18 protein-coding genes are annotated in these 22,642 nt (G+C 71.0%); 5 read left to right on the forward strand and 13 right to left on the reverse strand.

The window, feature by feature from the left end:
- Window positions 1–141: 141 nt before the first annotated feature.
- From JOF43_RS16680 to JOF43_RS16700, 5 genes are all read right to left on the reverse strand, one after another.
- The gene (locus JOF43_RS16680) at window positions 142–990 is read right to left on the reverse strand and encodes a sugar phosphate isomerase/epimerase family protein (RefSeq protein WP_209904101.1); all 849 of its coding nucleotides are present in this window, start codon (window positions 988–990) and stop codon (window positions 142–144) included.
- An 85-nt stretch (window positions 991–1,075) separates the two neighbouring features.
- Window positions 1,076–2,257 (reverse strand): Gfo/Idh/MocA family protein, encoded by a 1,182-nt coding sequence (locus JOF43_RS16685; RefSeq protein ID WP_209904103.1) that lies wholly within the window; start codon window positions 2,255–2,257, stop codon window positions 1,076–1,078.
- Between the two features lie 129 nt (window positions 2,258–2,386).
- Complete coding sequence (locus JOF43_RS16690; protein ID WP_209904105.1) at window positions 2,387–3,835, reverse strand: MFS transporter; 1,449 nt, start codon at window positions 3,833–3,835, stop codon at window positions 2,387–2,389.
- Window positions 3,836–4,281: 446 nt separating this feature from the next.
- A complete protein-coding gene (locus JOF43_RS16695; protein ID WP_245354585.1) occupies window positions 4,282–5,274 on the reverse strand; it encodes a transglycosylase family protein in 993 nt (330 codons plus the stop codon).
- Between the two features lie 340 nt (window positions 5,275–5,614).
- On the reverse strand, window positions 5,615–6,526 hold the full coding sequence (locus JOF43_RS16700; protein ID WP_209904109.1) for a macrolide 2'-phosphotransferase: 912 nt from the start codon (window positions 6,524–6,526) through the stop codon (window positions 5,615–5,617).
- Window positions 6,527–6,607: 81 nt separating this feature from the next.
- Between JOF43_RS16700 and JOF43_RS16705 the strand changes: the two genes are divergently transcribed.
- On the forward strand, window positions 6,608–7,063 hold the full coding sequence (locus tag JOF43_RS16705) for a globin domain-containing protein (RefSeq protein ID WP_209904110.1): 456 nt from the start codon (window positions 6,608–6,610) through the stop codon (window positions 7,061–7,063).
- Entirely contained in the window at window positions 7,060–7,755 is a 696-nt protein-coding gene (locus tag JOF43_RS16710) for a lysoplasmalogenase family protein (RefSeq protein ID WP_209904112.1), read from the forward strand. The genes JOF43_RS16705 and JOF43_RS16710 overlap by 4 nt, the downstream gene beginning before the upstream one ends.
- Before the next feature lie 105 nt (window positions 7,756–7,860).
- Here the strand turns inward: JOF43_RS16710 and JOF43_RS16715 are convergent, their stop codons facing one another.
- The 3 genes from JOF43_RS16715 to JOF43_RS16725 all read right to left on the reverse strand — a co-directional run bounded on the left by JOF43_RS16715 (window position 7,861) and on the right by JOF43_RS16725 (window position 11,138).
- Complete coding sequence (locus tag JOF43_RS16715; protein ID WP_209904113.1) at window positions 7,861–9,252, reverse strand: TerC family protein; 1,392 nt, start codon at window positions 9,250–9,252, stop codon at window positions 7,861–7,863.
- 264 nt (window positions 9,253–9,516) lie between these two features.
- Window positions 9,517–9,843, reverse strand: a complete 327-nt coding sequence (locus JOF43_RS16720) for a plasmid stabilization protein (RefSeq protein ID WP_209904115.1) — start codon at window positions 9,841–9,843, stop codon at window positions 9,517–9,519.
- 188 nt (window positions 9,844–10,031) lie between these two features.
- On the reverse strand, window positions 10,032–11,138 hold the full coding sequence (locus JOF43_RS16725; protein WP_209904117.1) for a baeRF2 domain-containing protein: 1,107 nt from the start codon (window positions 11,136–11,138) through the stop codon (window positions 10,032–10,034).
- A gap of 326 nt (window positions 11,139–11,464) precedes the next feature.
- Between JOF43_RS16725 and JOF43_RS16730 the strand changes: the two genes are divergently transcribed.
- From JOF43_RS16730 to JOF43_RS16740, 3 genes are all read left to right on the forward strand, one after another.
- Window positions 11,465–13,048 carry a pyridoxal phosphate-dependent decarboxylase family protein gene (locus tag JOF43_RS16730; RefSeq protein WP_209904118.1) on the forward strand — a complete coding sequence of 528 codons (1,584 nt, stop codon included), beginning with the start codon at window positions 11,465–11,467 and terminating at the stop codon, window positions 13,046–13,048.
- On the forward strand, window positions 13,045–14,517 hold the full coding sequence (locus JOF43_RS16735; RefSeq protein WP_209904120.1) for a lysine N(6)-hydroxylase/L-ornithine N(5)-oxygenase family protein: 1,473 nt from the start codon (window positions 13,045–13,047) through the stop codon (window positions 14,515–14,517). Before JOF43_RS16730 ends, JOF43_RS16735 begins: the two co-directional genes overlap by 4 nt.
- Window positions 14,518–14,690: 173 nt before the next feature.
- Window positions 14,691–17,069 carry a GNAT family N-acetyltransferase gene (locus JOF43_RS16740; RefSeq protein WP_209904122.1) on the forward strand — a complete coding sequence of 793 codons (2,379 nt, stop codon included), beginning with the start codon at window positions 14,691–14,693 and terminating at the stop codon, window positions 17,067–17,069.
- A gap of 74 nt (window positions 17,070–17,143) precedes the next feature.
- Here JOF43_RS16740 and JOF43_RS16745 read toward each other — a convergent pair whose 3' ends face one another.
- From JOF43_RS16745 to JOF43_RS16765, 5 genes are all read right to left on the reverse strand, one after another.
- The gene (locus JOF43_RS16745) at window positions 17,144–18,181 is read right to left on the reverse strand and encodes an ATP-grasp domain-containing protein (protein WP_245354586.1); all 1,038 of its coding nucleotides are present in this window, start codon (window positions 18,179–18,181) and stop codon (window positions 17,144–17,146) included.
- 75 nt (window positions 18,182–18,256) lie between these two features.
- Window positions 18,257–19,072 carry an ABC transporter ATP-binding protein gene (locus tag JOF43_RS16750; protein WP_209904124.1) on the reverse strand — a complete coding sequence of 272 codons (816 nt, stop codon included), beginning with the start codon at window positions 19,070–19,072 and terminating at the stop codon, window positions 18,257–18,259.
- The gene (locus JOF43_RS16755) at window positions 19,069–20,079 is read right to left on the reverse strand and encodes a FecCD family ABC transporter permease (RefSeq protein ID WP_342592265.1); all 1,011 of its coding nucleotides are present in this window, start codon (window positions 20,077–20,079) and stop codon (window positions 19,069–19,071) included. Before JOF43_RS16755 ends, JOF43_RS16750 begins: the two co-directional genes overlap by 4 nt.
- Window positions 20,080–20,210: 131 nt before the next feature.
- Window positions 20,211–21,257, reverse strand: a complete 1,047-nt coding sequence (locus JOF43_RS16760; protein WP_209904126.1) for a FecCD family ABC transporter permease — start codon at window positions 21,255–21,257, stop codon at window positions 20,211–20,213.
- Window positions 21,258–21,276: 19 nt separating this feature from the next.
- Window positions 21,277–22,317, reverse strand: coding sequence for an ABC transporter substrate-binding protein (locus JOF43_RS16765; RefSeq protein WP_209904127.1), 1,041 nt, complete (start codon window positions 22,315–22,317; stop codon window positions 21,277–21,279).
- Window positions 22,318–22,642 lie beyond the last annotated feature (325 nt).

The raw sequence follows: 22,642 nt of genomic DNA on the forward strand, positions 1-22,642 counted from the left end.
CCGGCCGCACTCTGGTCCCGACGCTCAGGGCTGGACGCACGCCAGCCGACGCCCGCCGGCCTGGCGCCCCGGCGCCCGCCGCCCTGTGCTGCGGCAGGGGACGGCGGGCGCCGGGGGAGGAGACGGTGGTGGCGTCGGCTCTCAGTAGCCGATGGACCTCAGGTACTGACGGGACTCGCGGATGCAGTCGATCGGATCGCGGCCGTAGGTGTCGTCCTGTTCGATGAGGAAGTACTCGGCGCCTGCCTTCTCGGCGGCGGGGAGCAGCGCGGGCCAGTTCATGTTGCCCTGGCCGACCTCGGCGAACTGGGCGAGCGACAGGAAGACCCCGAAGAACTCCTGCATGTCCATCTCCTTCGCCGCGAGCTTCCGAGAGGCCTCCTCCGGGAGCGGGGCGATGCGGAAGTCCTTGACGTGGATGAGCTTGCAGGCCCCCTCGTAGGCGGCCAGCATGTCCAGCGGGGCCATGCCGCCGCGCTGGACCCAGTGCAGGTCCACCTCGAACAGCAGCGAGGGGGCGACGCGGCGCACGATGTCGAAGATCCGCTCGCCGTCGAACTGGATGAGGTCGACGTGATGGTTGTGGTAGCACAGCGTGATGCCCTGCTCGGCCAGGCGGGCGGCATAGGGCTCCACCGAGGCGGCCCACGCCTCGCAGGCCTCCTTCGAGGTCATGGCGTCGAACGGCATCATGCCGATGCGCAGGAAGCGGGTGCCGGTGCGGGTGGAGGCCTCGACGGCGCGGTCGAACTCGGTCTCCAGGGCGAATCCGTTGCCGCCCGGAGCGATCGAAGCGCTCATCGCGGCGATCTCGACCCCGAAATCCTCCTTGCCGCGCACGAGGTCCTCGATCAGCTCATCGGTCATCTCCACCTGGGAGACCTCGACGGCGTCGAGGTCGAGCTCGCGCACCTGGCGCAGCACCTCGTACATCCCCTCCTTCTCGATCCGGTCCTTCAGCATCATCAATTGCAGTCCGAGAACGGGCATGCCTGTCTCCTTCGAGTGGTCAGCAGGGTGGTCGGGAGCCGGGGACGGGCGCGGTGCGCGCAGGTCCCCGGCTCCCGGGCAGGGATCAGGAGCGCACGGGGTAGGTGCCTTCGGCCTCGATGCGGGCGTTCAGCTCGGCGAGGTACTCCTCGGCCGGATAGTCGACGAGGTCGATCTCCCGCCCCGTCCAGGCCGAGAGCTGCATGCCCGAGGCCAGGCGCACGCCGTTGATGCCCTCGGCGCCGTCGGCGATCAGCTCGGTGCCGTCGTTGATGTGCGCCGCGAAGTTGGTGAGCACGGCGACGTGCTGTGAGCCCCACGCCGAGTCGTAGTCCTTGACCTCGGTGGTGTAGACGTCGGAGGGGTCCCCCTCGCCGCGGAACAGCTTGCCGACGTCCTGCATGCTCATCTTCGCGCTCAGATCGCGCTCGGGCTCCGTGAGGCGGGTGATGGTGACCGTCCTGGAGGCGTCGACGACGACCTTGCCCTGGTCGAACAGCATCTCCAGGCGGTCGGTGCCGACGATGTCGTTGGTGGAGGTCATGAAGTGGCCGGTGGCGCCGTCGCCGAAGTCGACGAGCGCATTGACCTCGTCCTCGGTGGCGATCTCGCGCTGGAAGCCGAAGGCGAGCTTCGCGAAGACCTTCTTCGGGGTGCCGCACAGCCACTGCCACAGGTCCAGCTGGTGGGGGGCCTGATTGACCAGGACGCCGCCGCCCTCGCCGCCCCAGGTCGCACGCCACGCCGACTGGTCGTAGTACCCCTGCGGGCGCCACCAGGTGGTGATGATCCAGGAGGTGTGGCGCAGCGCGCCGAGCTCACCGGAGTCGATGAGCTCCTTGAGGTCGGTGTAGACCGGGTTGGTGCGCTGGTTGAACATGATGGCGAAGGTGGTCTCGGGATGCTCGGCCGCGAAGGAGTTCATCTCCTCGACCTGCTTCGTGTACACGCCGGCCGGCTTCTCGGTGAGCGCGTGGATCCCCTTGCTGATCGCCGTGATCGTCATCTCCGCATGCAGGAAGTGCGGCACCGTGGTGACCACCGCGTCGACGTCGCCGGAGTCCAGCATCGCGAGGTAGTCGTCGTAGAAGGGCACGCCCGGGTGCTTCTCGGCAGCGAGCTCCTGCTTGGCGGGGTCGACGTCGGCGATGGCGCCGAGCGTCATGCCTGCGACCTCGCCGGCGGCGATGACGCGTGCGTACATGCCGCCCTGGGCTCCCAGCCCGATGATCCCGAGTCGTACGGTCTTCTCTGGCTTCTCTGACATGGTGTCTCCTGTCTGCGGTGAGAGGTGCCGGCCCGCGGTGCGGGCCGGGTGCCGAGGGCGGTGCACGGTGGCGTCCCGCCGAGGCGCGGGTGTCGGCGGGCCCTTGGGCGGAGCCGCCGACCTCCCGGGTCAGTCCTGGATGTCCTGCGCGGAGCGCTTCCGCTCAAGTGTCGCAATATTCTCGTCGACGCGCTTCTTGGACAGCGGATACCACAGGAGCAGCGCCAGCAGCGACAGCAGCAACAGCGTCGCCGGGAGCAGGGTCGCGAGGGTGTAGATCCCCTCGAGCACGTCGTCCGTCTGGACGGTGTGACCGCCGGCAGCGGACTCGTAGCCGATCCATCCGAGCGCCCAGCCGGTGAGTCCGCCGGCGATGGCCTGTCCGAGCTTGCGGGCCCAGGAGTAGGTGGCGTAGACGGTCGCGTCGTTCCGCTCGCCGGTGCGGATCTCCTGGAAGTCGATCACATCGGTGATGAATGCCCAGATGAGGATGTTGAGGCAGGCGACTCCGAACATCAGCACCGCGTAGCCGACCATGAACAGGACCGGGCTGTCGGTGCGCACGACGAACAGCACCAACCCGGCGACGACGGCCAGCAGCAGGCCGGCCGCACCGATCTCCTTCTTGCCGACGGTCTTCGCGAGCGTGGACGCCACGGGGACCAGCAGCAGGGTCGGCGCGAGGCCCACGAAGTTCACGACGCTGAGCAGCTGACCGTTGTTGAAGTACTCGTTGAAGAGGTACGGCATCATGCCGCCCATCAGCATGAAGGCGATCAGCATGAACAGTGAGCTGGCGATCATGCCGGTCAGGGCGCGGTTGGTGACCAGGGTGGACATCGTCTGCGCGAAGCCCATGCGCTCCGCCTTGGGGGTCGGGGTGGTCGCGACACGCTCCTGGACGTTCGCGAAGCACAGGAGGTAGCAGAGGACGGCGAGGATCCCGCAGCCGCCCGCCGCCAGCATCATCCGGGTGCCCGAGAGCTCGGAGCTGCCATCGATCTGGACGAAGACGATCAGCGGCAGGATCACGGAGATGCCGATGTTCGCCAGGGTGGCGCCGAGCGAGCGGAACACGGACAGCGAGGCACGGTCGCCGGCGCGGTGGGAGATGACCGAGGCCATCGAGCCGTAGGGGGTGTTGATCAGGGTGTAGAAGACCGAGCCCCACAGGATGTAGGTGACGACCATCCAGGCCAGCCGTGCACCGTAGCTGCCGTCCTGGAGGAACGGCGAGAACATCAGGAAGGCGGCGCCGGCGACCGGGATCATGATGCGCAGCAGCCAGGGCTTGAAGCGTCCGCTCCGACCGGGCTTCAGGACGTCGATGAGGCGCCCGGCGCCGACATCGGTGAAGGCATCGAGGAGGCGCGCGGTGAACATCAGGGTGCCGACGTGGGCGGCGCTGATCCCCATCACGTTGGTGTAGAAGATCAGGAAGAAGGTGGACTGCAGGATGAATGTGAAGTCGTTCCCGAAGTCGCCGAACATGTAGCCGATCTTGTCGCGCCGGCCGAACGGGCGAGTCGACGGTCTCGAGTCCTGCGTGGGAGCAGGCGCTCCGATGGTGCTCAACATTGTGCTCCTTGCGTCTCATCCTTGAGTGGCACAGGCCGGCCCGGTGCGGGTGTGGTGCGGGCCGCTGCGTCGCCCTCGTCGCGACGGCGGGTGGCGGCCGGGCGGAACGGGTGGCCCGAGTCTGGCCGGGGCGTCTCCTCGTCGAACCTTCTTGCCACCTGTTGCACGAAAGCGGGGTGCGCGACGTTGGTGGCGGTGAAGGAAGCGTTGTCGGCGACAGCTCTGTCACCTGGGCTGTCGAGGTCGCCCTCGTGCACGGATCCCTCGGTCGTGTTGCGGAACGCGTCACAGGGGCCAGCGTGTTGCCATCTGTTGCCGTGCTGGGAGCAGGGATGTGCCGGCGCCGGAGCGGTGGCACGAGGAACGGCCGGGCCACCTCGGGGGTGGCCCGGCCGTCCGGGTGATGCGGTGCGTGACCGCGGGTGCGGCGTGTGGCCGCGTGAGGATCAGTAGAGGTTGAGGAAGGTCTGCAGGACCTCCACGGTGTCCGCGTCCTCGATGCTGTCGGAGCCGTTCTGCTGAGCGCCGATCTCGTGCTGGAGGCCGGCGACGGTGTTCTCGCCGATCTCGCCGTCCTCAGCGGTGTTCGCCCAGCCCTGCAGCGCGTGGGTGGTCTCCTCGTTCAGCTCGCCGGTCTGCTCCACGCCCAGCCAGTCCTGGAGAGCGGTGATGGTGTCCGGGCCCAGCTCGCCGTCCACGGCGAGGGTGCCGGCGACCGCGAGGTCACCGGTGGCCTGGGAGCCGGCCTGCTCGGCGGGCTGCTCGGAGGGCTGCTCGGTCTCGGGCTGCGGCGACTGCTCCGGAGCGGGCTGCGAGTCCTGCTCGTCCTGCTCCTGCTGGTCGTCCTGCTCGGTCTCCTTGGTGAAGCCGTTGTCCGTGCAGTTGTCGGCGATGCCGTCTCCGTCGCAGCTCCAGTCGCCCTGCTCCTCGGCGGGCTGACGCTGCGAGGAGCGGTCGGCCTGCTGCTCGGGCTCACGGGCGGCGGTGGAGTCGTTGCCACCGGAGGAGTCCTGCTCGCTCTGCTGCGAGTCGGACTCCTGCTGATCCGAGCTGTCCTCCTCGGCGGGGGCGCCGGAGGTGTCGGCACCGCCGGAGAGGGGGCCGCCGCAGTTCGGCCAGGCACCCTGGCCCTGCTGGGCGAGCACCTTCTCGGCGACGGCGATCTGCTGGCTCTTCGAGGCCTGATCGGCGCTCGAGGCGTACTCCGAGCCGCCGAAGGCGTCCCAGGTCTGCTGGGAGAACTGCAGGCCGCCGTAATAGCCGTTGCCGGTGTTGGTCGACCAGTTGCCGCCGGACTCGCAGGCGGCGACCTCGTCCCAGCCCGTGGCGGCGTTGGCCGCGGTACCGGTGGCGAGCATGCCGGTGGCGACGACGGCGCCTCCGGCGAGGGTGACAGCAGTACGGGCGAGGCCGCGGCGTGCGGCTGTCCGGGTTCTCATGGCGTGCGTGTTGTGCCGGGGCATGAACACGTCCTTTCGCATTTCGCGGTTCTCGCGACCCGTGGGGCCACGGGGCGCACGTCGCGTATCTCGCGTCTCGAACGGCCGCCACGCTAGGGGCGCACTCCCCCCACGGGGCAAGGGGCATGGTGGAGGAGTGGCAGGACCTTTACGTCGTCCTGCCCGATCGATGACGAGCGACCGTCTCCTGGGTGACCCGGTGACCTGCAACGATGTGGTCGCTCAGGCGTGCACGTGCAGGTCGTGTGAGCTACGGCGCTCGTGTTCCTCAGGTCACGGAACGATTACGCGGTGCGTGACCCACGCCTCCGGGCGCGGGTCACGCCTCCGACGACGGATTCAGGGCGGCCGCAGCCGCCTCCCGGTGGGCGCTCTCGCCGGTCTCCATCGCGTAGAGGCCGTAGCCGACGGCGCCTGCGGAATACATCTGCGCGCAGTGCTCCGCCAGACGCGGCCACACCTGGCCCCCGCCGCGCACATAGTGGTCCACGGCGATCTCGAACGCCTGTGGCGGGGCGCTGACCTGCTGAAACATCAGATCTTTGGCGGGGTCCCCGACGGAAGCCGTGGTCCAGTCGAGGATCGCGGAGATCCGCTCGCCCTCGACCAGCGTGTGGCCCGGGTAGATCTCCCCGTGGGTGAGCACGGTGCGGGAGGGCCAGTAGCTGTCCTCGTCCACCCAGGCGTTCCAGCGGTCCCACAGGTCCGGCGCGATCCGGAAGGAGTCCGCCACGCGGTCGAGGTCACGACGCCAGGCCTCCCGCACCTGCTCGGGGCTGCGGACGTCGATACCGGTCTCGGCCGCCGCGTCGGCGTCGATCCGGTGCAGCTGGGCGACGGCATCCCCGAGGGACGCCGCATAGGCGGCGGAGGACATGTCGATGTTCCAGGTGAGATCGCCGTCGGCCTCGACCGAGAGGCCGGGGACGCCCGGCAGCAGGGGATAGGCGATGAGCTCGGGGGAGTGGACTCGCCAGTCGGGCACCGCCACGTCGAGTCGAGGGGCGACGAGCGCGAGCAGGCGCCCTTCGACGTCGGCCCGGGAGAGCACGTCCTCGCGGCGCGGGATCCGCAGCACCCAGTCGGTCCCGTCGGCCTCCCTCCCGAAGGCGACGCGGAAGTCCAGACCGATCTCCTCGGTGCGGAGCGAGGAGCGCTCGAGGTCGAGGCCGTGCGCGGCGGCCAGTCCGAGGAGATCGTCGAGATCGGCGGGCGGGGTCGTCGAGGCCATGGCGGCAGTCTCGCATCGCGGCGGCGGGCCCGGCCAGGGGATTCCTGCACGGGACCGGAGGTGCCCGCGTACGATCCCGGCATGGACCGCAGCATCTACGAGGTCGCCGGCGGGATGGACGCGATGAGGCGTGTCGCCCGGTGCTGGCATGACCTCGCCCTCGTCGATCCCGTGGTCGCACATGCGTTCTCCCATGGCTACGCCGAGGACCACGAGGAGCGTCTGGCGGCCTATCTCGCCCAGGGGCTCGGCGGGCCGCCCGCGTACACCTCGCGCTTCGGCTCCGCGGCGCACGTGGATCGGATCCATGCGGGGAACAGGGTCCACGAGGACTTCGACCGTGCCGGGATCGCGGTGTTCGCTCGTGCCGTCGATGACGCGATGATCCCCGAACCCGCCGCCGGTGCCCTCAAGGACTACTGGGCGTGGGCGACGACGACGGTGGTGAACGCGTTCCCGGAGTCGGCCGACGACGTCCCCGCGCAGCGCCCCGTGCACACCTACGACTGGGACGGACCCGTCGGGTCCGAGCAGTGACGGGCCGAGGCCGCCGCCCGCGCACCGAGGCGGGGCACCGACGTCGGACGCTGCTGATCCTCGTCGTGGTCTGGGCTGCGCACCTGGCGGCGCAGCTGGGCGACGTCGCCGTCCTGGCCGGCTTCACCCAGACGCTGGCGATGCCGGCTCTCGCCGCGGTTCTGTGGACCTCCACCAGCTCGCCGCGCGGGCCCCTGGTGCGCCTCGCCCTGGGCGCCCTGGGTCTGTCCTGGCTCGGGGACTCGGCGCCGCGCCTGGCACCGGAGAGCCTCTCCTTCCTGGTGATGGTCGCGTTCTTCCTGGGTGCGCAGGTGGTCTACGCCCTCGCGTTCTGGCCGTACCGGCACCGCTGCCTGCTCACCCGCCCGGTGCTGGCGACGCCCTACCTGCTCGCCGCGGCGGCGATCGTCCTGGTGTGCGCGCCGAGCGCAGGCGTGCTGCTGCCTGCGATCGCCGTCTATTCGGCGGCGATCGTGATGATGGCCGTGCTCGCATCCGGGCTCGGCCGTCTCGGCACGGTCGGGGGAGCGGTCTTCGTCGTCTCGGATTCGCTCATCGCGCTGGACGTCTTCGGCGTGCTCACGCTCCCGGCCCAGGGATTCTGGGTGATGATCACCTACCTCCTGGCCCAGCTGCTGCTGATGCTCGCGGTGCGAGGGGCCGCCGCGGAGGACCGCATACCTCGGGGCTGAGCTGACTGCGGCGGTCACGGCCGACGCGGAACGGGAACGGCGCCCCTCGGAGATTCGAGGGGCGCCGTCCTTCCGGTGCGAGGGGCCGGTCCGTCCTCCGGCGTTTCAGCCCTTGCGCGCCACCGAGTGCGCGGCACGGGCCTCCTCGCGCTCGCGGCGCTTGGCCTGCGACCTGGCGAGAGCGGCCTCCTCCTCGGAGACGGTCACGACGTTGCCGTTGGGGTCCGTCGCGATGGTGCCATCGGTCCGGGTGACGATCAGGCCCTCGGGCTGCTCGTCGGAGCGTTCGCCGCGGTCGTTGAACCCGACGCGCATCTCGTGGATCCGGTGCGCATCGGCGAGCAGCTCACGCACGTTCTGCTCGGAGACCACGATGTCCTGGAACCTCGCGGGCAGGCCCTGGAGGGTCTTCTCGTCCTCGAGCATGCGTTCGTACATCGCGTCCCGCCGCGCCTCGAAGCCTGCATAGGTCATCTCCACGTAGGCGACGGCCTCGCGGTGGGCGTTGTTGACGGCCGCCTGTGCGCGCCCCTTCGGGGACAGCAGCGACACCAGCACGGTGACGACGAGGACGGAGATGATCACGGTGAGGGACAGTCCGGTGGTGACCTCGGGGACGTCCAGCGGCTCACCTCCGTTGACGAAGAAGAGCTCATTGGTGTGCAGTGCGTGCAGCACCAGCTTCACGCCGATGAAGGCGAGGATGATCGACAGCCCATAGGACAGGTACACGAGGCGATCGAGCAGTCCGTCGATGAGGAAGTACAGCTGCCGCAGGCCCAGCAGCGAGAAGGCCGTCGCGGTGAACACGATGTACGTGTTCTGGGTGAGGCCGAAGATCGCCGGGATGGAGTCGAGGGCGAACAGCAGATCGGTGCCGGCGATGGCGATCATGACCAGCAGCATGGGGGTGAGGACGCGCTTGCCGTTCTCGATCGTGAACAGCTTGTCGCCGTCGTACTCGTCGGTGGCCGGCAGGACCTTCTTGACCAGGCGGACGAAGAAGCTGTCCTTCTCCTCTGCGTCGGGGTCGCCCTCCTTGGCCTCGTCGCGGATCATCTTGACGGCCGTGTACAGCAGGATCGCCCCGAAGATGTAGAAGGCGAAGGAGAGGCGATCGATCGCGACCGCGCCGATCGCGATCATGCCCGAGCGGGAGATGATCGCGAAGGTGATGCCGAACAGCAGCACTTTCTGCTGGTCCTTGCGGGGTACGGCGAAAGCCCCCATGATCACGAGGAACACGAAGAGGTTGTCGACCGAGAGTGCCTTCTCGGTGACGTAGCCGGCGAAGTACTCGGCACCCATGGTGGTTCCGCCGAGAGCGAAGACGCCGACGCCGAACACGAGGGCGATACCCACGTAGATCGCGGACCACACAGCGGCCTCGCCGATGGTGGGGATGTGCGCCTTGCGCACGTGGAAGATGTAGTCGAAGGCGAGGAGCCCGACGATCGCGATGATCGTGAGCAGCCAGATGAGGGGAGAGACTGTCATTGAGCTTTCCTGGGTCGCGTGGTGGACCCGGGTCTCTCCGCCCATCGAATCACTCGATGGGCCGACGCGCCCGGAGGACTACTCGTGAATCCTCGTGGTGACGTGCGCGGCGTGGCGGATACTCCCCCGTCGTCATTCCAGATCGTACACAACGTCCCTGGGTACGGGGGAAGTCTGCCGTCACCGGGGGTGGGCGGGATCACGTCCGTCGACGTGCCCCGGGCGGCTCGAGCGCTCGGTGGCCGTCCGCGGTGAGCACGGGCCTCAGCGGTCCTCGACGGCGTCCTTCAGCTCGTCCTTGTCCATCGTCGAGCGGCCCTCGACGCCCTCTCGCTTGGCGTCCTGGTAGAGCTGGTCCTTGGTGCGGCCCTGGGGACCGGAGCCCGAGCGCTCACCGCCGCGCTCGGAGGGGGACTTGTCCTGTGTGGAGGTCTTGCTGGCCTCCTCGGACTCGCCCTCCTGGGCCCGGGCCTTGTTGACGGTGCGAGCGGCGATCTCCTCCGCCTCGTCCTCCGAGCGGCCTTCGTCCAGCTGGCTCTTCTTCACGTGGTCGTACTGCCGTTCGCGCTTGGCGCTCCATGCCTCGGGCACGATGCCTCACCTCTCTCGACGACGTTCGTGTGCACTTTCTCGTGCCTCTCCATCGTGGGCACGGGCACCGGTCCTGTCGAGGGCGCGGACCGTCCGGTCCCGGGCGTGACAGGCCGGCGATCCCGGGCCCGTCGTCCGATCCCGGTAGCCCTCCGGTCCCTGTGGCCCGTGCCGTGTGGCCCGCGCCGTCACTCGCGCCGGGAGTCTCCGGTCATGCTGCCGATGCTGTTGGACGGGGTGGTCCCGTCCCGCCAGCGCAGCAGGGCACCGACACCCTCGGGGATGCCCTCGGCGTCCTCCGGCAGGGCGGAGACCGCGGCGTCGGTGAGCAGGGCCTGGCGCAGCAGGTGCTCGATGGAGTCCGGGACGTTCGCGGTGACGAACATCAGCTCCTCGACCTGCCCGCGGGTCAGGGCCTGCGAGACCTCGGCGGCTCCTCCCACCGAGGCACCGTCGCGGGCCTGGCTCTCGCGGAAGCGCTCCGCCAGGTCCTGTTGACGCCGGGCGACGAATTCTTCCGTGACGCGCACCAGCTCCTCGCGGAACGGTCCGCGGTCGAAGGCCACGCCGCGGGTTCCGCCGGGCACCTCGATCACTCGCTCCCGCGCGTCCTGGCCGAGCGCCTCCTTCAGCAGACCGATGGCGCGCACGTCGCCGCTGAGCATCAGCATGTCGGGGTCCTTCTCGCGCAGGATCCGCTCGACCGTGCCCGCCACGGCATCGGCGTTGCGGTCCCAGGAGTCCTCGACGCGGGCTTCGAAGTTGCTGCCGCGCCACCCGTGCTGGGTGCCGCCCCCGGCGTGCGCCTTGTGGAGCTCGTCGTGGCCGCCCTCGACGCTCGCGTCCTCGCCCAGGTCGTTGGGGCCGTGCGCGATCGAGGGATTGTCGGGGGCGCGCAGGTGGAGATCGGCCCCGGCGCGGTCGACGACGATCAACAGCTGGGTGACGGCGAAGGGCGTCAACTGCAGGAGCGGGAGCAGCTGCGGATGCTCCCCGCGCCGGGCGGACTCCGTCAGTGGGGGAGCGGGCAGCACCCGGTCCACGAGGATCTCGGTGTCGCTCGCCAGGAGGGTCCGGCCGTGCCGTCCGCCGATCGGGGAAGGGCTCAGCACCGTCTCCTCGATCCGGTCCAGCAGCGGGGCCGGAGCGCCGTCGACCGTGAGGGTGGAGCGCATCCGTCCCCATCGCGCCTCGAGCTCGCCTGCGGCGTGCGGATCGGTCCGGGTGGTGTCGATGTGGACCGACGTGAGCGGACCGGGGACCTCGAGGGCGGGCTTCAGCCAGGGCAGTTTCACGGATGACCTCCTGCGTGCTCGACGTGCGGGGGACCGAGCTCCCAGCTCGGCCTCGGTGCACCGCGTGGGTCACCTCACCTTTCCACGCGGACGGGGCCACCGCAAGCAAAGTCCCGGACCTCGACCTCGGGGCGCATGCGGTCGGCAGGACGAGGAGACCACCGGAGATTCTGGACATCTGACCTGCTCAGGAAGGGGTGGCCTATCTCATGTGCGGCCCGGGGAGGGGTTGCGCTCGGCGGAATCAGCGTACTTAGGGTAGGCATGCCTAAATACGGAGAGGGTGTACCGCGGTGCGCCCCACGAGCCAGGAAGGTCCTTCCTTCATGTCAGATCTGCTGCCCCTCCCCTCGGGGACCGAGGACACCGCGAACTCTGCAGGCGCGCGCACCGCCCTCCTCGGCGGCGCGAGCGCCGACGAGTACGCCGCCCTCCTCCACGAGGTCGTCGACGCGGTCGCCGATCGCTTCCGCACCGTCACCTCGCCGTCGGTCGGCCCCGATCGTCAGAGCCTGCGGGCCATGGTCGAGGAGGTAGAGCTCGACACCGCCGGGATCGGTTCCCGTGATGCGCTGCGCGAGGCGGACCGGCTCTACGCGGGGCACGCGGTGTGGTTCCACCACCCGGCGTACACGGCGCACCTGAACTGCCCCGTGGTGGTGCCGGCCGTGGCCGCCGAGACGATGCTCGCCGCGATCAACACCTCCGTCGACACCTACGACCAGTCCCTCGTCGCGACCTACATGGAGCGCCGGCTCATCGACTGGACCGCACAGCGGATCGGTCTGCCCGGGGGCGACGGTGTCTTCACCTCCGGCGGCACCCAGTCGAACCTGCAGGGTCTCTTCCTGGCGCGGGAGCGGGCGCTGCGTGGTCTCGACGGGCCCCGGCGGGAGAACCTCCCGCGGCTGCGCCTGCTCGCGGGGGCTGCCGGGCACTTCTCCGTGGCGCGCTCCGCGCTGCTGCTGGGCCTGGACGAGGACGCGGTGGTCACCGTGGCCGACGACGAGGACGGCCGGCTCGACCCGGCGGCGCTGGAGCAGGAGATGGCCCGCCTGGACGCGGCGGGTGACGTGGTCATGGCCGTCTCGGTCACCGCCGGCACCACCGATCGCGGGGTCATCGACCCGCTCGGGCCGGTCGCACGGCTCTGCGCGGAGCGCGGCGTGTGGCTGCACGTGGATGCGGCCTACGGGGGAGGTCTCCTCCTCTCACCGAGTCGTCGCCACCTGCTCGCCGGCATCGAGCACGCCGACTCCGTCACCGTCGACTTCCACAAGACCTTCTTCCAGCCGGTCTCCTCGAGCGCCCTGCTCGTGCGCGACGGGGCGGACCTCGCCGCGGCCGCCTGGCACGCCGACTACCTCAACCCCGCGGCCGAGGCGGGCGGCGAGGAGGCCGAGCCCAACCAGGTCGACAAGTCCCTGCAGACCACGCGTCGCTTCGACGCGCTCAAGCTCTGGACGACGCTGCGCTCCCTCGGCCCCGACCGGCTCGGGACGATGGTCGACCAGGTCTGCGACCTCGCCGCCGAAGTGACCACGCTGCTCGAGTGCGACCCGGATTTCACCGTGCTCGGGCGCAGCGATCTGAGCACCGTCCTGTTCCGCTTCCACCCCGCTGCGATCCCGGCCGCGCGTGCGGATCGTCTGGTGCCGCTGATCCGCCGGGTGCTGTTCGACTCGGGGCGGGCCATGGTCGCCCGCACCACCATCGACGGCACGCCCTGGCTGAAGCTCACCCTGCTCAATCCCGGCGCCACGCTCGCGGACATCACCGCCGTGCTCGACCTGGTCCGCGCCACCGGTCGCGGGCTGCTGGCCGGTGTCGACCTCGCTGCCTCCGCCCCCGCTCCCGCGACCGCCCCCGAGCCGGTCGCGACCGCGGACGCCGCAGGGGTGCAGCGATGAGCGCCCCGGACACGACGGGCACCACGGGCACGGGGGACGCCGCGGCCGCCGCGGCCACGAGAGCCACGTCAGGCGCGAACGTCGCCACGGAGACCCCCGCCCCGGAGGTCGTCCACGACCTGGTCGGGATCGGGATCGGCCCCTTCGGCCTCGGCATGGCGGCCCTCGCCGAACCCCTCGAGGACGTCGATGCGCTCTTCCTCGACCAGGCCGAGGAGTTCCGCTGGCACCCCGGGATGATGCTCGAGAGCGCCACCATCCAGGTGCCCTTCCTCGCCGACCTGGTCACCCTCGCGGACCCCACCTCGCCGTACTCCTTCCTCGCCTTCCTCAAGGCCACCGGTCGGCTCTACCCCTTCTACATCCGCGAATCGTTCTACCCGCTGCGGTCCGAGTACGACGCCTACTGCCGCTGGGTCGCCGAGCAGCTGGACTGCCTGCGGTGGCGACGCCGTGTGATCGCCGTCGAGCCGGCGTACGACGACCAGGGCCGCGAGCACTTCGCGGCCACGGCGGAGATCCTCGACGCACAGGGCGAGGTCACCGGCCACGAGGTGCATCGCGGACGGCACCTGGTCCTCGGCGTCGGCACGCAGCCGACCCTGCCGCCGGCCCTGGCGTCCCTCGCCGGGAGCGCGGCCGAGGACCCGGCACCAGCGCCCGTGATCCACAGCGCCCGATACCGCTTCCATCGCGAGCAGCTCCTGGAGCACGAGGCGATCACCGTGGTCGGCAGCGGCCAGTCCGCCGCCGAGATCTACCGCGATCTGCTCGAGGACGCCGTCGCGCGGGGCGTCCGGCTGGACTGGATCACCCGTTCCCCGAGGTTCTTCCCGATGGAGTACACCAAGCTCACCCTCGAGATGACCTCCCCGGAGTACACCGACCACCATCGCAGCCTGCCCGAGGAGCTGCGCGACGAGCTGGGCCGTACCCAGCGCGCCCTGCACAAGGGCATCAGCAGCGATCTGCTCGATGACATCCACGAGACGCTCTACCGCCTCAGCCAGGGAGGGCGGGAGCTGCCGACGACGCTGCTGACCGACGTCGCCGTCACCTCGGCCCATCGGGATCCCACCACCGCGGAGATCGTCCTCGGCCTCCGGCACGGCCAGCTCGGCACCGAGCGCGCGCACCGCACCGGCGCCGTCGTGGCCGCGACCGGCTATCGCTCCGGCGTGCCCGGCTTCCTCGCCCCGCTCGGGGACCGGATCCGGCGCGACCGCGCGGGACGGCTCGACGTCAGCCGCGAGTACACCGTCGATGTCGACGAGCGCATCCATGTGCTCGGCACCGAGGTCCACACCCATGGCGTCACCGCCCCGGACCTCGGCTTCGGCCCGTGGCGGGCGAGCGTCGTCCTCGCCGCGCTGACCGGACGCGAGCCCTATCCGATCGAGCGCCGCATCGCCTTCCAGACCTTCGGACTGCCACCCCAGGACGTCGCATCGGCGGGAGCGGACACGTGAGCCTCTGGCCCGCCGTGCCGACGCGTGACGTCCCGCACCGCCCGGCCCCGATCCGGCCGGCGTCGACCAGACCGGCCTCGACGCGGCCGGCGTCGGTCCACGCGGCCTCGATCCGGCCGGCCTCGACCCGACAGTCCCCGTCCACCCAGTCCCCGTCCACCAGGAGCTCCGCCATGCCCACCCTCACCCTCGAGCCCGTCGACCCGGCCCGCGACGCCCCCGACGTCCACCGCTGGCTCACCCATCCCCGCGCGCACTACTGGAACCTGCTCACGAGCACCGAGAACCAGATCCGCGACCACCTCACCGTGCTCGCCAGGGACGAGCGCCAGGATGCCTGGCTGGGACGCGCCGACGGCGTCCCGGCGTTCTACGTCGAGACCTACCGCCCCGAGGTCCTGCTGGAGCCGACGCAGTTCGCGACCCGGGCCGGGGACCTGGGCATGCACCTGCTCGTCGCCCCGCCGGAGTCCGAGGGCAGCCACGGCTTCACCACCGCCGTCATGGCAGAGACGGTCTCCTTCTGCCTGCGGGAGGACGACGGGCTCGGCGCGCTGCGCCTGGTGGTCGAGCCCGACTCGGCCAACACGCCGATCCTGGCCAAGAACGCCGCGGCCGGGTTCCGCGTGCTGCGGGAGATCGACCTGACCGCGGACGGGCACACCAAGCGCGCCGCCCTGAGCGTCTGCACCCGCGAGGACTTCGCCACCAGCCCCCTCGGCGCCCGGCACCTCGTGCGCACCGACCCCACCTCCCACCTCGAGGCCGACCTCGGCGCCGCCGCACACCGCCGCCTCGTCACCAAGGCCATCTCCGAGTTTTCCCACGAACGCCTGATCACCCCGGAACAGGCCGGCGAGCACATCTGGGAACTGACCGCGGGACCGTCACGCTACACCTTCCGGGCCGGCGTGCTGCCGCTGGAGCACTGGGTGCTCGAGGAGGATTCGCTTCAGCGCACTGTCGACGGGACCCCGCGAGACCTCGACGTCCAGGAGCTCGTCCTGGAGCTGCAGGAGGCGCTCGGCCTGCCCGACGCCCTCGTGGCCACCTACCTCGAGGAACTCGCCTCGACCTTCGCCGCCCGCACGGCCACCCTCGAGCAGGCACGCCGCGGCGCGCGACCCACCTCCGCCGAGCTGCTCACGTCGGGCCTGCAGAGCGTCGAAGCGGCCATGACCGAGGGGCATCCCGGCTTCCTGGCCAACAACGGCCGCATCGGTTACTCGCTGTCCGACTACCGCGCCTACGCCCCCGAGTCCGGTCGCACCACCCGCCTGGTCTGGGTCGCGGCCCGCCGGGAACTCAGCCACCTGTCCCTGGGAGAGGGGATGGACGAGACCGCTCATCTCGAGCTCGCACTCAGCCCCGAGGAACGCGACGCCTTCGCCGGCCGCCTCTCCGGGAGTGGCCTGGACCCCGCCGACTATCACCTGCTGCCCCTGCATCCGTGGCAGGCCGAGCACCGGCTGCCCATCACCTTCGCCCCGGACGTGGCCCGCGGTGACCTCGTGGTGCTCGGGCAGGGTGGGGACGAGCACCAGCCGCAGCAGTCCCTGCGCACCTTCTTCAATCGCACCCGGCCCGGCGCCCCGTACGTCAAGGTCGCCCTCGCGATCCAGAACATGGGCTTCCTGCGCGGCCTGTCCCCGCACTACATGCGTGACACCCCGGCCGTGAACGACTGGATCCAGGATCTCGTCACGCACGATCCCGAGTTCGCCGCCTGCGGCTTCTCCCTGCTGCGGGAGCGCTCGGCGCTCGGCTACACGGGCGATGCCTACCATCGCACCGCCGCGACCAACCCCCAGCGCAAGATGCTCGCGGCGCTGTGGCGGGAGAACCCGCTGCCGCACCTCGGGGAGGGCGAGCAGGCCGTGACCATGGCCGCCCTCCTGCACCGAGATCACGAGGGAACCGCCTTCGCCTCCGCCGCGATCCGTGCCTCAGGACTCGAGCCGCGCACGTGGCTGACCGGCTACCTGCACGCCTACCTGCGCCCCCTGGTGCACGCCCTGCTCGCCCACGACGTGGTGGTCATGCCCCACGGCGAGAACCTCATCCTGCGGATGCGGGGCCACGCGGTGGTCGGCGCCTTCCTCAAGGACATCGGCGAGGAGATGGCCGTGGTCGGGCCACGCGCGCTGCCCGCGGGGGTCGAACGGGTCCGGGCCCGCGTGGACGGGGACGAGAAGGCGCTGTCGATCTTCACCGACGTCTTCGACGGGGTCCTGCGGCACCTCAGCGGGATCCTCGCGGCCGACGGGCTGCTGTCGGCCGGGACCTTCTGGCAGGTCGTCGCCGAGGTGCTGGACGGCTACGAGGCCGAGCATCCCGGCACCGCGCGGGGACTGGCCGGCGACGTCGACCTGCGCGCGGAGAGCTTCGCGCACTCCTGCCTGAACCGGCTTCAGCTGCGCAACACGCTGCAGATGGTCGATCTCGGCGACCAGGCCTCCTCGCTGCTGTACGCAGGGCGGATGGACAACCCGGTCGCTCGGGAGGCGACGCCCGTCGAGCTCGCCGCACCTCCGATCGCCCGCACCGCCTGAGCCGCGCCGCGACCCGACCGGACTGCCCGCCTGAACCGTCTCGCGACCGGGCCGTCCGCCGCCCGGTCGCGGCGTCAGGCTCCGTCGGCCGCCTGCTCCTCGCGCAGCAGGGTCCCCAGATAACGGGCGATGCGGCGGGCGGCGGGGACCTCCAGCGAATCCTCGACGTCGGGGTTGTAGTTGGTGTTCGTGTTGAGGTCGTAGGTGACGGTGCGTCCGTCGACGGTGGTCATGTACTCGATCCCGGCGATCTCGATACCGAGCTCCGCCAACAGCGCCCGGTACCGGCCGATCAGCGGGGTCCGCGCCGTCACCTCGGGGCGGATCCGGAACATCGGCTCCGCCGCGTCGTCCTCGCCGGGCACGGCGCAGGCCTCCGCGGGGCACAGTTCGAAGGCCCCGCCGGAGGTGTCCACCCGCACCGCGTAGACGAACTCGCCGCCGACGAACTCGGCGCGGGTGATGGCGGGCTCATCCGCCACCAGCAGCTCCTGCAGCAGGGTGATCCCGTCGGCGGCGTCCTCGAAGTCGTCCCCGCTCACGTAGGCGGCGAAGGCCGCGTGGTCGTCGAAACGGCGCACGCCGAGACCCTTGCCGCCCTGGTTGTGCTTGGTGAGGAAGGGGGCTCGGAAGCCCTCGGCCGCCTCGACCAGACCCTCGCGGCCGAAGACGGCGAGGGTGCGGGGCACGTCGAAGCCGGCGCGGCGCAGTTGGGCGTGCTGGAGCACCTTGGAGACCTCGAGGTCCGCGACGTGCTGGCCGTTCACCACTCGCCGGCCCCAGGAGGCGGCCCAGGCAGTGATCGAACGGGCGGCGTCCTTCGCCAGCGGAGCGCTGCGAGTGTGCGAGGAAGCGCTCAGACGCGACCAGATCACCCCGCGGGGCGGCTGCGCGTCCAGGTCGAGAGAGCCTTCGCCGAGGCGCCATTCGACCAGCGGCACCCCCTCCGCCTCGAAGGCCCGTCGGAAGGGCGGCAGCCACTCGGGATTGTCGTGCAGCACGTGCACGGCGTGGTCGACCGGGCGCTCCCGGGGCGACGGAGCCGCGGGGGCGTCGGGAGCCAGGCGCACGGCGGGCACCACCGAGACAGGAGGGACGGGCGAGGCAGACATCAGCAGCTCCTGGGAGGGTGCAAAGTACTGCTTCAGGCTAGCTCCCCGCGACGCCCGCGCACAGGGTCGCTCGCCTCACGAGACCTCGGCCGGGTGCACCCGGTGACGGCCGATGGGCACCATCAGCGGCAGGCCGGAGACGGGATCGGCGATCACGCGGGAGCTCAGACCGAACACCTCGCGTACTCCCTCCTCGGTGAGCACCTCGGCCGGGGCCCCGCTCGCACGCACCCTGCCGTCTGAGATCATGACCAGCTGATCGCTGTAGCGGGCGGCGAGGTTGAGATCGTGCAGCACCATCACGATGGTGATGCCGCGGGCCCGATTCAGATCGGTGAGCAGGTCGAGAACCTCCACCTGATGGGCCACGTCCAGGAAGGTGGTGGGCTCGTCGAGCAGCAGCAGATCGGTGTCCTGGGCCAGCGCCATCGCGATCCACACCCGCTGACGCTGCCCGCCCGAGAGCTCGTCGACCGGACGTTCGGCGAGCTCAGCGGTGCGGGTCGCGTCCAGGGCGGCGGCGACCGCCTCGTCGTCGGCCGTCGACCAGCGGCTCAGGATCCCCTGGTGGGGGTGCCTGCCGCGGCCCACGAGATCCGCGACGGAGATCCCCTCCGGGGTCAGTGGGGACTGAGGGAGCAGCCCGAGCAGTCGCGCGAGCTTCTTCGCGGGCATCCGGTGCACCTGCTGACCGTCCAGCAGCACCTGGCCGTGGCGCGGGGTGAGCAGTCGCGACATCGAGCGCAGCAGCGTCGACTTGCCGCAGGCGTTGGCGCCGACGATCGCGGTGACCTTCCCGGGCAGCAGCTCGAGATCGAGTCCCTCGATGACGGTGCGGTCGGCGTAGCCGACGCTGAGCGCCTCGGCGGTCAGGGTGTGGGTGGCGGTCACAGGGAGCTCCCTCGACGGTTCACGCGGATGATGAGGTAGATCAGGTACGGGGCGCCGAGCACGCCGGTGACGACGCCGACGGGAAAGCGGGTGCCGGTGGCGTACTGCCCCACCAGGTCCGCGACCAGCACGAGCAGAGCGCCGACGAGCGCGGCCGGCACCAGCGGCGAGGTGCCGGGCCCAACGAGCCGGGCGGCGATCGGCCCGGACAGGAAGGCCACGAAGGCGATCGGTCCGCAGGCCGCGGTCGCGAAGGAGATCAGGCCGACGGCGGCGATCACGACGATCAGCCGAGTGCGGTCCACGCGCACGCCGAGGGCTTGGGCGGCATCGTCCCCGAGCTGGCCGGCCCGCAGGTCCCGGGACCGCGACAGCAGCAGCGGTCCGAGCACGCCGAGGGCGCCGAGCACGGGCCACACCTGCTGCCAGGAGGTGTTGTTCAGGCTGCCGGTCAGCCAGCGCATCGCCTCCTGGAGGTCCCACTGCCCGGCTGAGGAGAGCACCCAGTCGATGACGCTCTGCAGCATGGCGGCGATGCCGATTCCCACCAGGATCAGCCGGGTCCCGGCCGTCCCGCCCCGTCGGGACAGCAGGAAGATCACGGTCGCCACCGCCAGCCCCGCGAAGATCGCGATCAGCGAGACGGAGGTCCCGGACAGTCCGAGCACGACGATCGAGAACGCTGCCGCGGCGCTCGCGCCGGAGGAGATGCCGATGATGTCGGGGCTCGCCAGCGGGTTGCGCAGCATGGTCTGGAAGGTGACCCCGCCCAGCCCGAAGCAGGCGCCCGCGAGCATCCCGAGCACGGCGCGCGGCAGCCGCAGCCGGCCCACGGTGAAGCTCGCGCCGGGCACTTCCTGGCCGGAGAGCACCCGCAGTACCTCCCCGGGCGGGTAGAACGTCCGCCCCACCATCAGCGAGGCGCAGAACATCACCGCGATCGCCAGCGCGAGCAGCGCGATCACGGCGGCGGCCCGGGTGCTGCGACGTCGACGCGCCGACCGCACCCGCTGGAGGGTCGCGGTGGTGGCGGCCCCGGCGTCGTCCGGGCCGTGGGAGACGACAGAGACGCTGGCGATGCCGTCGTCGACGGAACCGGGGCCGGCCGCGGTCAGCGCGTCCTGATCGGGGGCGGGATTCACAGGCTCACCAGCTTCTGCCGGCGCACGATGGCGATGAAGACCGGGGCGCCGATGAGGGCGGTGACGATGCCGACGTCGAGCTCGGCGGGCCGTGCGATGATCCGGCCGAGCACGTCGGCCGCTGTCAGCAGCACCGCTCCGGTCACTGCGCTGAAGGGCAGCAGCCAGCGATGGTCCACCCCGATCAGCAGGCGGCAGGCGTGCGGGACGACGAGGCCGACGAAGCCGATCGGGCCGGTCACGGCGGTGGCCGCGCCGCACAGCACCACGGCGCCGAGGGCGGCAACGGCTCGGGTGACCGCCACCCGCTCGCCGAGGCCGGCGGCCAGCTCGTCGCCCAGCGCCAGCGTGTTCAGCCCGCGCGAGCACAGCAGCGACAGCACGAATCCGGCGAGCAGGAACGGCGCGACCTGCTGCAGGGAGGCGTAGGTGCCGCCGCCCACGCCGCCGATCTGCCAGGAGCGCACGCTGTCGCCGATGTCGGAGCGCGGCAGCACCACGGCGCTGATGAACGAGGTCAGCGCCGCACCGGTTGCGGCGCCCGCCAGGGCCAGCTTCAGCGGGGTCGCCCCGCCCTGGCCGAGGGATCCCAGGACGTAGACGGCCGTGGCGGTCGCGGCGGCACCGAGGATCGCCACCCAGATGAACGTCGAGGCGGCGGTGAGCCCGAAGTGGGCGATACCGATCACCACGGCGAGGGAGGCGCCGGTGTTGATGCCGAGGATCCCGGGATCGGCGAGGGGATTGCGGGTCACACCCTGCATGACCGCCCCGGAGACGCCGAGCGCGGCGCCCGCGAGCACGGCGAGCAGGGTGCGCGGGATGCGCTTGGCGACCGCGGCCGGGCCGAAGCCGTCCGTCGAGCCCCCGAAGGCGGCGAGGATGTCCTGCCCCCCGACGTCGCGGGAACCGATGGTCACTGACAGCGCGATGATCCCGGCGAGCACCACGAGGCAGAGCGCCAGCCAGAGGGATCGAGCACGGGCCGACCGTCGCAGCGTGGCGGCGGTCGATCCGGGGGCGGCGCGGGTGGTCGAGGTCATGGACGAGCGGGAGCCGTGATCAGGCCGACGCCGAGGCTGCGCGGTCCAGCTCGGCCAGGTAGTCCTCGAGGATGTAGGGGATCGCCAGCGGGGTCGGGTTCGCGGCGGTGCCCAGAGGGCTGTCACCGGGCAGGTTCACCACCGCGCCGCTGGCGACCGCGGGCATCTGGGACAGCAGCGGATCGGCCGCCAGCGCCTCCAGCAGCGACTCGTCGCCGTAGGTCACGATGATCTCCACGTCGCCGAAGACGTCGGCGTTCTCGGCGCTCACCGTCGAGGAGAACTCCTCGGTCTCCTCGGAGGCCTTGACCACGCTCGGCGCGATGGTCATGCCGAGGTCCTCGAAGAACATCGTCCGGGTGTCGTGGGCGGTGTAGAAGCTGACCTCGGAGAGGTCGGTGGTGTCCACATGGGTCAGGAACATGACGTTCTTCCCGGCGATCGCCGGATGCGCGGCCGCGGCCTGTTCGATCTGGCCCTCGAGCTCGGCGACCAGCTCCTCGCCCTCGCTCGCCATGCCCATCGCGGTGGCGTTGACAGTGATCATGTCCCGCCAGGGCGTGCCCCAGGCGACCTCGGGATAGGGCACCGTGGGTGCGATCTGGGTGAGTGTGTCGTAGTCCTCCTGCGTGAGCCCGGAGTACGCCGCGAGGATCACCTCGGGGCCGGTGTCGGCCACGCCCTCGAAGTCGATGCTGTCGGACTCGTCGAACAGCACCGGCGCCTGGGCGCCGAGCTCCTCGAGCTTCTCCTGGACCCAGGGCAGCAGCCCGTTGCTGTCGTCGTCGCCGAAGTTCGCCGCGGCCATGCCGGCCGGGACCACGCCGAGGGCCAGGGGGACCTCGTGATTGGCCCAGGCGACGGTGGTGACCACCGCGGGATCGGCCGGGACGGTGGTGGAGCCGAAGGCGTGCTCGACGGTGATCTCGGAGCCCTCGCCCGCCGGCTCCTCACCGTCCGAGGCCCCGGTCCCGGATGCGCCGCCGGAGGAGCAGCCGGCCAGGGCGGCGGCGAGGGCGAGCGAGGAGCCGGCGAAGAGTCGGCGGGAGATCTGAGCCATGAGGGGCCTTTCGGGATGCCGCGGGGACGCGGATCAGGGCACGGGCCGGGCGAGGGCCCGGGCGGAACGGGTGAGGCGATCCGTCGGAGGGTGCGGACGCCGCATGGACCCCGGTCGAGACGGCGGAAGGAGCCGGTGCCCGGCGCTGCCGGGACTCGTCGACCAGGGACTAAGGGTTGCCTCACCAAAGTTACGGCGCGGACGCCCCGGATCGCAAGCACGATCAGGTCACGGTCGCACTGGCGTCCTGGCGTCCTGGCGTCCTGGCGTCCTGGCGTCCTGGCGTCCTGGCGTCCTGGCGTCCCGGACCCGTTCGCGGCCGGAG

Origin of the sequence: Brachybacterium sacelli, assembly GCF_017876545.1 — a bacterium.
Lineage (GTDB): Bacteria > Actinomycetota > Actinomycetes > Actinomycetales > Dermabacteraceae > Brachybacterium > Brachybacterium sacelli.

Coding starts and splice junctions, on each gene's coding strand:
- JOF43_RS16735 (WP_209904120.1), top strand. CDS start 13,045: ATGAGCGCCCCGGACACGACGGGCACCACGGGCACGGGGGACGCCGCG.
- JOF43_RS16690 (WP_209904105.1), bottom strand. CDS start 3,835: ATGTTGAGCACCATCGGAGCGCCTGCTCCCACGCAGGACTCGAGACCG.
- JOF43_RS16730 (WP_209904118.1), top strand. CDS start 11,465: ATGTCAGATCTGCTGCCCCTCCCCTCGGGGACCGAGGACACCGCGAAC.
- JOF43_RS16740 (WP_209904122.1), top strand. CDS start 14,691: ATGCCCACCCTCACCCTCGAGCCCGTCGACCCGGCCCGCGACGCCCCC.
- JOF43_RS16765 (WP_209904127.1), bottom strand. CDS start 22,317: ATGGCTCAGATCTCCCGCCGACTCTTCGCCGGCTCCTCGCTCGCCCTC.
- JOF43_RS16685 (WP_209904103.1), bottom strand. CDS start 2,257: ATGTCAGAGAAGCCAGAGAAGACCGTACGACTCGGGATCATCGGGCTG.
- JOF43_RS16705 (WP_209904110.1), top strand. CDS start 6,608: ATGGACCGCAGCATCTACGAGGTCGCCGGCGGGATGGACGCGATGAGG.
- JOF43_RS16760 (WP_209904126.1), bottom strand. CDS start 21,257: ATGACCTCGACCACCCGCGCCGCCCCCGGATCGACCGCCGCCACGCTG.
- JOF43_RS16745 (WP_245354586.1), bottom strand. CDS start 18,181: ATGTCTGCCTCGCCCGTCCCTCCTGTCTCGGTGGTGCCCGCCGTGCGC.
- JOF43_RS16715 (WP_209904113.1), bottom strand. CDS start 9,252: ATGACAGTCTCTCCCCTCATCTGGCTGCTCACGATCATCGCGATCGTC.
- JOF43_RS16680 (WP_209904101.1), bottom strand. CDS start 990: ATGCCCGTTCTCGGACTGCAATTGATGATGCTGAAGGACCGGATCGAG.
- JOF43_RS16700 (WP_209904109.1), bottom strand. CDS start 6,526: ATGGCCTCGACGACCCCGCCCGCCGATCTCGACGATCTCCTCGGACTG.
- JOF43_RS16695 (WP_245354585.1), bottom strand. CDS start 5,274: ATGAGAACCCGGACAGCCGCACGCCGCGGCCTCGCCCGTACTGCTGTC.